General features: G+C 44.1%; 10 protein-coding genes and 1 pseudogene. 4 read left to right on the forward strand and 7 right to left on the reverse strand.

Annotation, left to right across the window (positions count from 1 at the left end; translation table 11 throughout):
• Positions 1-203: 203 nt before the first annotated feature.
• Positions 204-560 carry an IS3 family transposase gene (locus tag A3735_RS12675; RefSeq protein ID WP_068638136.1) on the forward strand — a complete coding sequence of 119 codons (357 nt, stop codon included), beginning with the start codon at positions 204-206 and terminating at the stop codon, positions 558-560.
• Positions 561-594: 34 nt separating this feature from the next.
• On the opposite strand, the gene A3735_RS12680 is transcribed toward A3735_RS12675, so the two are convergent.
• From A3735_RS12680 to A3735_RS12690, 3 genes and pseudogenes are all read right to left on the reverse strand, one after another.
• Positions 595-885: a type II toxin-antitoxin system RelE/ParE family toxin gene (locus tag A3735_RS12680; RefSeq protein WP_068509843.1), complete on the reverse strand. Its 291-nt coding sequence runs from the start codon at positions 883-885 to the stop codon at positions 595-597.
• Complete coding sequence (locus A3735_RS12685; RefSeq protein WP_068509845.1) at positions 878-1,099, reverse strand: hypothetical protein; 222 nt, start codon at positions 1,097-1,099, stop codon at positions 878-880. Before A3735_RS12685 ends, A3735_RS12680 begins: the two co-directional genes overlap by 8 nt.
• Before the next feature lie 514 nt (positions 1,100-1,613).
• Positions 1,614-2,722, reverse strand: a pseudogene (locus tag A3735_RS12690) (IS110 family transposase).
• 339 nt (positions 2,723-3,061) lie between these two features.
• On the opposite strand from A3735_RS12690, the gene A3735_RS12695 reads away from it, so the two are divergent.
• Together A3735_RS12695 and ptsP are read left to right on the forward strand one after the other, a co-directional pair.
• Positions 3,062-3,373, forward strand: a complete 312-nt coding sequence (locus tag A3735_RS12695; protein ID WP_068509848.1) for a putative quinol monooxygenase — start codon at positions 3,062-3,064, stop codon at positions 3,371-3,373.
• A 387-nt stretch (positions 3,374-3,760) separates the two neighbouring features.
• Positions 3,761-6,031 carry a phosphoenolpyruvate--protein phosphotransferase gene (gene ptsP / locus A3735_RS12700; RefSeq protein WP_068553103.1) on the forward strand — a complete coding sequence of 757 codons (2,271 nt, stop codon included), beginning with the start codon at positions 3,761-3,763 and terminating at the stop codon, positions 6,029-6,031.
• A 75-nt stretch (positions 6,032-6,106) separates the two neighbouring features.
• Here ptsP and A3735_RS12705 read toward each other — a convergent pair whose 3' ends face one another.
• The 4 genes from A3735_RS12705 to A3735_RS12720 all read right to left on the reverse strand — a co-directional run bounded on the left by A3735_RS12705 (position 6,107) and on the right by A3735_RS12720 (position 10,038).
• Positions 6,107-7,171: a response regulator gene (locus A3735_RS12705; RefSeq protein ID WP_068509852.1), complete on the reverse strand. Its 1,065-nt coding sequence runs from the start codon at positions 7,169-7,171 to the stop codon at positions 6,107-6,109.
• A 77-nt stretch (positions 7,172-7,248) separates the two neighbouring features.
• Complete coding sequence (locus A3735_RS12710; protein WP_068638138.1) at positions 7,249-7,905, reverse strand: HAD family hydrolase; 657 nt, start codon at positions 7,903-7,905, stop codon at positions 7,249-7,251.
• Between the two features lie 29 nt (positions 7,906-7,934).
• A complete protein-coding gene (gene ubiG / locus A3735_RS12715; RefSeq protein ID WP_068506969.1) occupies positions 7,935-8,651 on the reverse strand; it encodes a bifunctional 2-polyprenyl-6-hydroxyphenol methylase/3-demethylubiquinol 3-O-methyltransferase UbiG in 717 nt (238 codons plus the stop codon).
• A 46-nt stretch (positions 8,652-8,697) separates the two neighbouring features.
• Positions 8,698-10,038 carry a TRZ/ATZ family hydrolase gene (locus tag A3735_RS12720; RefSeq protein ID WP_068553105.1) on the reverse strand — a complete coding sequence of 447 codons (1,341 nt, stop codon included), beginning with the start codon at positions 10,036-10,038 and terminating at the stop codon, positions 8,698-8,700.
• Between the two features lie 173 nt (positions 10,039-10,211).
• On the opposite strand from A3735_RS12720, the gene A3735_RS12725 reads away from it, so the two are divergent.
• Positions 10,212-11,861 carry a hypothetical protein gene (locus A3735_RS12725; RefSeq protein ID WP_068508024.1) on the forward strand — a complete coding sequence of 550 codons (1,650 nt, stop codon included), beginning with the start codon at positions 10,212-10,214 and terminating at the stop codon, positions 11,859-11,861.
• Positions 11,862-11,939 lie beyond the last annotated feature (78 nt).

An 11,939-nucleotide genomic window follows, 5' to 3' on the forward strand; every position in this document is an offset into this window, starting at 1 on the left:
CAGAGCAAAGGCACTTAGGTCTGGATGAAGAAATATTATCGAAGAGGGATGAGCTTTATCGCAAGATGAAAAGAAAGAACCAAATAAGGTGGTCAAAAGCTACGCGGAACTGGGAGAAAGTGGGTGACGTTAAGTTGAACCCGGAGAAGGAAAAACAAGCAGCTTAAATGCTCAGGCGACAACTACCTTGAAAAACGCCGCTCGTGACAAAAGCGCTAAGTGTTGCTCTCGCAAGAAGAAAACCTAAACCTGGCCTTATATTACACTCTGATCGCGGTGTTCAGTATCGCGCACAAGGTTATGTCGACTTTGTCGCGAATAGTCAGCTTAAGCAGAGTATGAGTCGTAAAGGAAACTGTTGGGATAATGCACCGATGGAATCTTTCTTTAGTCGACTAAAAGTTGAATTGATTTATGCAAAGAATTACCAGTCGATGGATGAAGCAAGAACAGGTATATTTACCTACATTGAAGTCTTTTATAATCGAAAGAGAAGACACTCAGCTATAGGGAATATAAGTCCTGTTGAATTTGAAAATCGAACTGCGTTAGTTGCGTAGTTATAACTGTCCACTTTTCGTGGGGCACACCAAACTAAAAGGTACGTTTGATATCCCTGTAGAAGTTTTCGTGTGAACCTAATGCCATCAACTCAAGGGTAAGTACACCTTCGTCATAGCTATAGCCAAGTAACGTAAGTTGCTTAATCATCTTAAATTTATAAACTCTAAGAAACGCAAGATCACCTCGTTTCTGCTCACCTAAAAGTGGGTCTTTAACAAGCTCTTTTACAGCATTATCCAAGTCTTTCTTCTGGTTAGGTTTTAATTTCTTTACTGCTTTTTTAAAAGTTGGCGTTTGTAAAATATTCTCAACTTTAGCCAAAGTCGTAGCGCTCCAACTTACCTGCTTCTTTTTCTGCTTGGGCAATAATGGCTTGCTTTACAAACTCATATGGCAAATCAGGGTTATCTTCCATCATTTCACCAATTTTTGCCCAATGTTCAATCTGCTTTGGTGGCGTCCTATTGTAAGCCTTAGCCATAATGGTGGCTTTTTCAATAAGATCTTGGTCTAATCTTACGCTATTAGTTGCCATAGTTAATGCTCCTGTAACAATCTGCATTAATTGTGGCATATTGCTACAAATAAATAAAGTTATAACCAACGGCTCAAACGGACTCCGTAACAGTCGCACCTTTTTTGTTCCAAAAAAGTCGCCACAGTTACTACGCCGTTTAGCCGGGCGTTGGTATGACTCCCCACGTCAAGCAAACTGCACAAATTCCTGCCGATAGCACGGCCAGAGTTTTTTCTTTTTTAGTCAACTTCTTTTGTTTAAGAAGCATTAGCGCATCAGATGAAGCAGATAATTTCGACGGTTATCATGCTGGTATTCGTGGGTTGCTCTTTTTTTAAAGAACCTATCCGACCTTACTTTTTACGTCGTGGTGTCTGTCTTCAGTCTATGCTCGTGGATCAATGCGATGAAGCTACATTGCCTACCTAACGCCGTCGGTGATTACACCACACTCGTTGCTTGACCCAATGCGCTAACGCTAAACTCATTAAGCTGGTACTCTTGATAAACGTGTTTTTGGGTCGACCTTAAGTCAAATGACTTCTCGTGATATCGACCAGATAAAGGCAATCATTTCACGGGCTATTGCGGTCACGACCACATTGTAATTTTGACCGCGCTTCATAAGCCTCTGATATCGTTTTCACAGCCTTAGTTGCGCTTGCCATGCTTGATCGATAATCTCCTTAGGTAGACCTTCCTGTCTTACCTGCATTTCTTTGGATATTCGTGCGCTATACCGATAGCTGTGCGCTCCCTCAATCAACAGTTTCTGACGCGTCCATTACCGCACTTTGTAATGCTGCCAAGTTTTCGTTTATCGCGACTAGAATGCTCACTCGGGGTGAGCCCGACATAGCTCATTAGCTTTCTAGGCGTATCAAATCGGCTTAGATCACCAAGCTCACACACTACGCCTGTTGCGATGAGGAGGCGTATTCCACGCATCGCTTGTATTGCTTTAACGACAGGATAGTAGCGCCACTTCTTAACTTGATGAGTGAGCTCGTTGTCGAGTCGTTTTAATCGCTTAGTGCGCTCATCAATAGTCTGAATCATTTCTTGTAAAACGATTTGCTGGCAAGGGTGCGGAAGCACCATTTCGGTTAGCCATCGCATATGTTTTAACGACCAGTTAGCGGTACCTGTATAACGTATATTATTCCTAAGCAGCATCGATTTAAGTTGATGCTTCGCATCGTTTAAATCTCGCATGGCTGCTTCTCGTGCGCGAGATAAGTCACGCACCGCTTCATCTTCGGGTTCAGGTACGTAGATTGGGTCAAGGTCATTGTTCTTCAGTAGTCGAGCGAGTTTCTGAGCGTCTCGTTTATCTGTCTTCACTCGCTCACCAGGTTTCTTGGGGATGAGAGATGGCGCGACTAAGAAACAGCAGTGACCAAGGCTGGTGAGAAGTCGATAAATCCAATAACCACAAGGGCCTGCTTCATAGACAAAGTGAAGTGTCGCATGCGGGTATTTCGATTGTAATTGTCGAGCAAGTTTTACAAAGCCTGCTTTGGTGGACTGAATGCGGCCTAGGTCGATAACTTCTGAGGTACGGTAATCAAGGGTATAAGCGACTTGAGTTTGTTCTTTGTGAGTATCTAAACCAATAAATAGTATGTTATCTTTTTGCATGGTGCTGGCCTCTAATTTATAGCGTAACAACTATAATATGGCTCGGCCTTTGCTAACCCACGAATTGGAGGTCAGCACTCTTTAGTGGGGAGTCATTATGTCTAAATGCAATAAGGGAAGTCGGCAATTGAGTAAAGAACTTTGAGCATTGTTGTTGTATTAGTTGTTTTAATTCTAATCGGGTTATTAGTTAGTCGTATCTTTACGAATCATAGAAACAAAGCTAATACCATTTGCTCTAATTGTGGTCATAACTTTGAGAGTACAACTGGAAAGTTAATTAAAGTATTAAGAGGCCCATCTCCTCTTTAAAATTAAACGAATGAATAAGGAAGTTCAATGAAAGCAAAAGTAGCAGTATTTGGATCATTAAGGTTTCCTCCAGATAATACCGAAAAAGTATTACCACACTTAAATGCTTTAGTTCGTAGCACTCACGAAAATGATGGATGCATTGCGTACGATGTTGCGGAAGATCCATTCGATAAGGGCTTAATTCGTTTTTCAGAGTTGTGGCCGAATCGTGAGAGCTTAAATGATCACCTAAGTGCGCCGCACATTAAACCATGGCGAGAGCAGGCTAAAAAATATGGGTTATCTGAGCGCGTATTTAATTCGTGTGATTTGTTATCAGACTCTGTTGCGGTATAGCCTCTAGTCACATAACCAATTATGCCAGCACCACCCATATAGTGCCTCGAACTGGGCTCTGTGTCGTTACATTTTCTGCTGATCACCTCTTGCCTGCTTTTTAAGCGTTATCGATTTAAGGCTCGTCTAATAAAATCGTCATGATCGTACTTATGTTGTTAGTTAAACCGCCCTCGAATATAGGGTTATGACGTTGATTAGATTCATTTACACCTGTATAGCGAGCTCGCACCGTCTTTTGGTGTGTTGCCTAATTATGCTCTTAGTGGTTTGATTTTTCTTCTGTAAGGCAATGTTTTTATTATTTTTTTCGACTTAGAAAAACTATATGGTGTAAAGTAAAGGTTTGGTATGTTGTCGTTTACGATGTTTTTATAGGAAGTATCTATGGAACCCTTACAAGCTCTCCGACGAATTTTTACAGAAGCTGAGGAACTTGAGTCAGCAGACGAATTGCTGAACCTGATTGTTGCCAGAGTCAAAGATGTAACCGGCTCGGACGTTTGTAGTATCTACCTTCAAGATGAGATACAGAAAGATTGGGTTCTTGTTGCTTCAGAAGGCCTTTCGAATAACGCGATTGGCTCCGTTCGTATGAAAACAGGTGAGGGCCTGGTTGGCTATATTTGTGAGAACCAGACGCTTTTAAATCTAGAGGATGGTTCTCAGAATCGTTACTACAGATACTTTCCGGAAACGGGAGAAGAGCATTTTTCCGGCTTTTTGGGTGTGCCAATTATTAGTTTTCGTCGCCTCATTGGCGTACTGGTTATTCAGTGTAAAGATAAACGGCTTTTTTCTGCTGAGGAAGAAGCTTTTCTAATTACGATAGCAGCTCAACTGGCAGGGCCTTTATCCTCAGTACTTAAGCAGGAGAGTTTGGCTGCGATTGTTAACAAGGATGTTAGTGATCAAATAAAAGTCAGCGGGGTAAAGGGGGCACCTGGCATTTCGATTGGGCTCGTTAAGGTTATTGCACCCTTTAAAGATTTAGCTTGCGTTGAAGAAGAGAGCGTGACTGATATTGACTCAGAGATCAGGTCTTTTCGTGACGCGATTGCATCTGTCAAGCTCGAGATCGAAGCAGGTGAAGACAAGCTGGCTTCATCTTTAACTCAAGAGGTTCAGGCTTTGTTTGGTGTATACCTGATGTTGCTTGAGAATGATGCCATCGTTGTCGATACAGAGACGCTAATCCAAGAGGGCTATTGTGCTTCTTACGCTTTGAAGCTCGTTATTGACCGCCATGCCAAGCAGTTTGAGTCGATGGATGATCCATACTTACGTGCTCGATCAGAAGATATCCGTCATTTGGGTTTGCGTATCTATGCCAGCATTAATGCGCATGACTTTAATGTCCAGCTGCCAAATGAACCCTTTATTCTGCTTTCAAAGAATTTAAGCATCGCCGATATTGCTGAATATGCGAATCAAAATTTGGTTGGCTTGGTATGCGTGGATGGCTCGGTTTTATCTCATGCGGCCGTTCTGGCCAGTGCTCTCGGCATTACCGCAATCATGGGTGTCGGTGATCTTAATTGGTCAAAGGTTGAGGGTAGTGTTGCTGTCATGGATGGTTATAGAGCGCAGGTCATTTTTAATGCCTCGCCTCAAATGCAGCGGGAATATCAAAGGCTGGCAGCACAAGAAAACCGATTGATGTCAGGGCTTGATAAGCTTAAGGATAAGCCCGCCGAGACCAGTGATGGTTATCGTATCAATCTTTATGCGAATACAGGTTTGCTTGCCGATTTATCTCCAGGGCTAGAGAGAGGCGCAGAAGGAGTAGGCTTATACCGTTCTGAAATTCCTTTTATGCTGCATGAAACATTTCCAACCGAAGATGAGCAAACTGCTGTTTATCGGAAAATTTTAGAGGCTTATGCGCCGCGCTCTGTTTACATGCGCACCCTTGATATAGGTGGTGATAAAGCTTTGCCGTACTTCAGCTTTGAGGAAGATAACCCTTATCTGGGTTGGCGTGGTATACGTTTTACACTTGATAATAGTAGTATTTTTCTGGCTCAGATTCGAGCGTTACTTCGTGCAAACCTTGGGATTGGCAATATGAAAATTATGTTGCCGATGGTTAGCCGTGTAGAAGAAGTGGATGCGTTCAGAGAGTTGCTTGACCAAGCAGTGGCTCAGCTACTTGCAATGGGGCTTAAAGTTGCAAAGCCAAGCGTGGGTATAATGGTAGAGGTGCCAGCAGCAATGATGGCCCTGCCACACCTATCAAAGCGAATTGACTTTATATCTATTGGTTCTAATGATCTAACGCAGTACCTACTTGCAGTGGATAGGAATAATCCGAAGGTCTCTGACTTATATAACTTTCTAAACCCGGCGGTATTGGCAAGTATTAATCATATTGTATGTACTGCTCAATCCCGTCGACTTAAGGTGTCTTTGTGTGGTGAAATGGCCTCTGACCCTGTAGCGGTTATTTTACTACTTGGAATGGGGATCAATACACTAAGTATGAGTGCCTTTAATATTCCCAAGGTTAAGTGGGTAATTCGTTCGTTTTCGCATAAGAAAGCCAGGCAGCTTCTAACAAAAGCGCTGAATCTCGAAAATGAAAGCTGTATACGTGAGATGCTTGAGGATGAGCTCGAGAGTGCTGGTTTGGGGGGCTTGATTCGAGCGGGGGCTTAGCGTTTGCGCAAATAAAAAATCCCTTTTAAAGAGCTGGCGCGCATTAAGAGGGATTCGATAAGTGCTTTTAGTCTTCTAGAACTGTAGGAAGTTGCTTGCGATGGCTCCAATGGCAACGACAAGTGATACCACTGCAATCATATTCGCCTTCTTGGCTTGCTGAACATAAGGCTGCATATCTTGCTGAACTTGGATTTGTGCCTGTGCGGCACTTACTTTCGCTGCGACGGCCTCGGCAGCACTGCTCGCGGCTTTTTCACCCATAGCGGTTCCTGCTTCGGCGCCAGTCTGGGTTGCTATATCTTTTATTTGCTGTAGTGCAGCAGGGGAAAGATCGGCACGACTTTCAATCAGGTCTCTAACTGCTTTGATCTCTGCAGTGATCTGGTTTTGGAACTGAACACCGGTTTGCTTAAGGCTGGCGTCGAGTACTGACTGTGAAACATGGTTGACGTTCTGATCTTGCCTTGCGCTAAGTTTACGTATTTCACTCTGATTCTCGTGAATATTTGTTTCAAGACGATGCAGCGAGCCGCTGATTGGTTGTAGCGCATCTTCGATCGCTCTGGCGATTAGTTTGGATGATACTTTTTCGATTAGTTCCTGGCTCATTTCTTCTTCCTCTTCCTCTGGGGAGCTGGTCGCAATAGGTTCTTGTTCTAATGGTTCGCTTTCAGTACTACTTAATTCAGGTAGATCACCTGTATCGAGAGTGACTGCGCTGAGTTCTTCTGGCTCGGCTGAATCGGCCGCAATATCAGGAGCAGGGCGACTGTTAAGTTCTTCGATAAGTTCAGCTAATCTATCTGGCTTTGCGGGCTTGCCTAGCATGGCGTAGGCACCGGAAGATAGCATTTCTGCTTCATACTCTGGCCCTTCCTTAGAGGTGTACATAAGGATAGGGATATGCGCTGTTTTGGGGTTTTGACTGATCTCTCGAGTGGTAGCCAAGCCGTCCATTCCGGGCATCATATGATCCATGAATATAAGATCGGGCAATGGTGAGCTTTCTAAATAGCTTAAAGCTTCTTCGCCTGATTCCACCATATTAACTTCGAGGCCGTTCTTTTGAACAAGTCGACTGAGCATTATCCGTGCGGATTTTGAATCATCGACGACCAGCGCTGTGTTGACAGCCATGCTTTCTCCTAAAAACAATGCGATATATGCTTTAAGCATAGATGATTTCAGGAAAAGTACTGCAGTTTTTGTGTGGCTTATGTAAGAAAAAGTGAAATTAGTTCAGATGGGTGTTGAATTTGGTAATCGGCTGGCCATTTTTTGGCCGATTTGTGACACTTAATATAGCCGTATAGCGCACTTACTGTAATCATTTCAGCAGCTTGACCTGCTTGAATGTCTCTTTCGTGATCGCCAGCGTAGACGATATTACCGGGCGCAAGGCCAAGTTGCTTTGCTGCTAAAAGAAGGGATTCTGGGTCAGGCTTGGATTTGCGGACATCATCGGGGCAGAGTGTCACACGGCTTCGTTTGTCTAGGTCCATACGCTGTAATAATAGATCGGTGTAGAGGCGAGGTTTGTTGGTGATAATTCCCCAGGGAATGTCTTTGTCTTCACAAAGAGTGAGAACCTCTTCCATGCCGTCAAAGAGCTTGGCATGCTTTCCTACTAGCGATTCATAGCGTTCCAATAACTCTTGTCTAAGTGATTCAAAGGGCTCGGTGCCGGGTTCGCCGCCAAAGCCGATTTTTACCAAAGCCCTTGNGCCATCGGACACAGTATTACGAATCGTGTCGGCTGGAAGCTGGTTTCGTCCGTGACTTATCAGTTGTTCATTGAGAACCTGAACAAAATCATTGGCTGTATCAACGAGTGTTCCGTCCAGGTCAAATAGTAGAGCGCTAATTGTCATTATGAATGTCGTTTATGAGGGGGTATAAGCTAATCGATTGGCTTGGTGGCATGTACCAGGTAATTGACATCGACGTCTCGCGCTAATTTGTATTCTTTTATTAATGGGTTGTAGACCATGCCGGTAATATCTTGAAAGTCCAGTTTTGCCTTGCGGATGTAACTTGTTAGCTCAGATGGCTTGATAAATTTCTTATACTCGTGCGTGCCTTTCGGTAGCATCTTTAGTAGGTGTTCGGCGCCAACAATGGCAAACATAAAAGCTTTAGGGTTACGATTGATTGTTGATAAGAATAGGTCGCCGCCAGGTTTCAGAAGCTTTGCACAAGCCGCTATAACTGAAGAAGGGTCTGGTACGTGTTCAAGCATTTCCAGGCAGGTGACGACGTCATAGGTGCCTGCTTCTTCGTCAGCAAGGGACTCTACGGTGATTTGTCGATAGTCAACTTCAACACCTGATTCAAGACCGTGTAGCCTTGCTACAGAAAGTGGGGCTTCACCCATATCAATACCCGTTACGTAGGCACCGCGCTGACATAGCCCTTCAGAGAGGATCCCACCGCCACAGCCGACGTCTACAACTTTTTTGCCGGGAAGGTGAGCGCGTTCATCAATATAGTTAAGACGAAGCGGGTTGATGTCGTGAAGCGGCTTAAACTCGCTTGATTTGTCCCACCAGCGACTAGCCAGTGCTTCGAATTTAGCGATTTCATTTGGATCGACGTTTTTTGCGGCTGTTTGGCTCATGTTTCTCTATTCGTGTGTTATAAATATTTCTAGAAGGCGTTTATTGTCAGCTTTCTGTCGACGAGCGAATTTTAGCTGCCCAGCTCTTGGCTTTAACAATAATTTCCTGCGTGTCCATATATTTTAGTTCGCCTTCTTCAAGAAGGAGTTTTCCGTTTACCCAGTTATGGCTTACTTGGTTGGACGCGACTGAGTATACAATATCTGAGATTGGATCAAAGCTCGGTTGGCTATTTAATGCATCCATTTTGATGGCAATCAAATCTGCTGCTTTGCCTATCTCTAGTGAACCAGTAATTTCTTCGATGCCTAAGGCTGCAGCGCCATTGATGGTTGCCATCTCGATTGCACTGGCTGCATCGATCGCGCTTGCGTCTTTTGCGACTGCCTTTGCAAGCAGGGCGGCGGTACGCATTTCGCCAAACATATCGAGGTCATTGTTACTGGCCGCACCATCGGTACCCAGGGCAACATTAACGCTTTCTGATATTAGCTGGGCGCTAGGGCAAAAGCCGCTTGCAAGTTTAAGGTTCGATTCGGGGCAGTGTATTACATGTACTTTGTTGCTGGCTAAGGATTCAATATCTTGTTCGTTTAGTTCTGTCATGTGTACGCATTGCAGGGCGAACTTATCTGAAATTAACCCTAAGTCGACGAGCCTTTGTATGGGGCGCTTATTGTTTTGCTTTACAGCTTCCTCTACTTCAAATGCTGTTTCATGAAGATGGATTTGAACTGGTATATCATGCTCAATTGCCAGATCTCTGATGTTTTCCAAAGGCGAGTCTGAAACGGTATAGGGTGCGTGAGGTCCGAAGCCGATCTCGACGAGATCACTGTCAGCGTAATCTATGGCAAGGCTTAAGGCTTTTTCGATATATTCTTCAGGTCCGCTGCCCCAAACGGTAGGGAAATCTAATATTGGGCAGCATAGATGGGCGCGTATGCCGTACTGCTCGGCGACTTGGGCGGATATGTTAGGGAAGAAGTACATGTCGCTAAAGCAGGTGGTTCCGCCTCTCAGCATTTCTGCTATCGCCAGTTCGGTTCCGTCACGGACAAAAGCCTCAGATACCCATTTTCCCTCGGCAGGCCAAATATGGTCGTTGAGCCATTCCATAAGCGGCAGGTCGTCAGCGAGACCACGAAACAGCGTCATTGCACTATGGCCGTGAGCGTTAACGAGCCCGGGCATTATGGCGTGCTCGTTCAGTTCATATGTGTTTTTAGCTTGATATTTGGTTTGGGCTTTAGCGCTTGCAAGTATGTCTACGATTTCGTCATCTCTAATGGCAAGGCTGTAATGCTCATAACAGGTGTTTCGTGGTCGAACAGGGATGATATAACGAGCATGGATTAGCGTATCAACTGTTTGCGCTTGTGGCATATAGGTACCCAGAGGTTTATATATGTTCAATTTTGAAAGGGTGAGAGTATACCTCTATTACTATGCTTGGCAATAAGCTGCGCGTTGAACTAGCTTCGGTAAGTGGCTAGCACAGATTAATATTGTTACTCTAAGCGTTTCCTTGGTTAGTTATTAGAGTAAGAGAAGAATTTATGAGCCAGCCTGATAAAGATCTACAGGATGATCCGCTTGATTCGAATAATCGAAAGCAAAAGCGTGTACACGCTCTAATACAATGGTGGCAGCAAGAAAAAGATAAAATTGCGCAAGGAGATGTGCTGAAATTTATGCACGAGAACAAAGAGCGTCTCGAAAAGTCCTTGGCCTCAATTTATCAAAACAACTTTGTATATAGGGTGACTAACCTGTTACTGGCTTTTGTTGCTAGTCTGGCTGGACTGGTTGATCGCCTGAAAGATGCCATTGTTAAGTTGGTTTTGAAGGTTCCTGCTCCAGAAGCGGTAAAGGGCTTGCTATTGTCTATCTTTAACGCCGTGAAGCTGCGAGGTATTGTCGATTTCTTTCGCGCCAAGATGTACTCTTTGAAAAAGGCACCTCATAATATTCGTGCTGTTCAGCTAATGGACGAGGTTGTTGCGCGTGCCAAGCGTGACGGCTTGGATATAAAGAAGCACTTTCCCGACATCGCCCGTAAATTCAACGAGCGCAAATTACAGCTGCTACAGCATTCTTTCTTTAAGGAATTTAGTAAATCTCGCATTGAGCGCATACTCGCAATGCCTTTCACCTTTAGTCGCTCAATATCACCGGTTCTACCTGATACTGCCCTGTGGCACAAGTTCTTTGTTTTTCTTGAAAACCGAAATATTGCCGACTTGATATTGGTCGGGAGTAAAGGAGAGCGGGTTTCAACGAAGCATGATAGCAAGCATGTAGTGGGTTCGTCAGAGGTGGTTCGAATCTTGTATCAGGCTTCAGTGCTTAAGGCGTCAGGGCGAAGGGTTTTTATTGTTGGTAATCACGAAGGTTATATTGGGCCGTATCTGGTAAGGAGTATATTGAGGCGGCTTGGTTTTGATAATCTCACAGCAAATTGCAATACAGTCGTTGGTCCGAGAATGTTTTCAAATATGGTTCTAAAGAACGGTGCGAGTAATGTCGGAAACTTGTTCCTGACTTTACCATCACAGAAAACGACGGAAGTTAAAGAGAAGAGCTTAGCTGATGCTTTGCTCAAAACAGCAAGACGGTCACAGCTGCTGATCAAAATGCCAAATTCCGGGCTTCATCTAATCGAGCAAATGAGTTATAGCGACTTTATGAATAAGTTTATTCGATCAGATCGCGCCCGGTTTTCTCAGATCTCTGCTCAGCTCATGCGGGTTGAAAAACATGATCTGGCCCAATACTTGGCAGACGTTAGGCAAACTTGTGCTTTGGATGAATTGGATCGTGAGGATTACGAGTTATTCAAATCCATTATGTATGAGCCGTTTTTGATATTCCCTGAAGGCTCTCGTTCATATGTTGCCAAGGACGGAAGTGTCACAATGAAGTATGTCAGCCCTCGGTTCGTGCAAGCCTATTTTAGGCCTGATGATGTGGTTTTACCTATTAGTCTCGTGGGTGGCTCTGATATAGGCAATAGTTGGCGCCTTAAACCGGCAAACATTGGTCTGTGTGTGGGTGAGCCGATTAAAGTTAGCGAAGAAATGATTGCAAACTTTGATACAGAGGGTGTTGGGATAATGCGTAAAGTTGCGGCGTTACCTAATATAAAAACGGTTAACTTTGACGAAGATATTCAGGCTGGTAAGAAGCTTGAAAGTCATGCTGCTTGATTGAGTTGTACTCAGATCTGAGAGTTTTGTCATATAAATAGCTGTATTTGTCTATTGCATTTTGTCAAAAAGCGTAGC

The organism is Oleiphilus sp. HI0061 (assembly GCF_001635675.1).

Coding starts and splice junctions, on each gene's coding strand:
- A3735_RS12685 (WP_068509845.1), bottom strand. CDS start 1,099: ATGGCAACTAATAGCGTAAGATTAGACCAAGATCTTATTGAAAAAGCC.
- A3735_RS12695 (WP_068509848.1), top strand. CDS start 3,062: ATGAAAGCAAAAGTAGCAGTATTTGGATCATTAAGGTTTCCTCCAGAT.
- ptsP (WP_068553103.1), top strand. CDS start 3,761: ATGGAACCCTTACAAGCTCTCCGACGAATTTTTACAGAAGCTGAGGAA.
- A3735_RS12705 (WP_068509852.1), bottom strand. CDS start 7,171: ATGGCTGTCAACACAGCGCTGGTCGTCGATGATTCAAAATCCGCACGG.
- ubiG (WP_068506969.1), bottom strand. CDS start 8,651: ATGAGCCAAACAGCCGCAAAAAACGTCGATCCAAATGAAATCGCTAAA.
- A3735_RS12720 (WP_068553105.1), bottom strand. CDS start 10,038: ATGCCACAAGCGCAAACAGTTGATACGCTAATCCATGCTCGTTATATC.
- A3735_RS12725 (WP_068508024.1), top strand. CDS start 10,212: ATGAGCCAGCCTGATAAAGATCTACAGGATGATCCGCTTGATTCGAAT.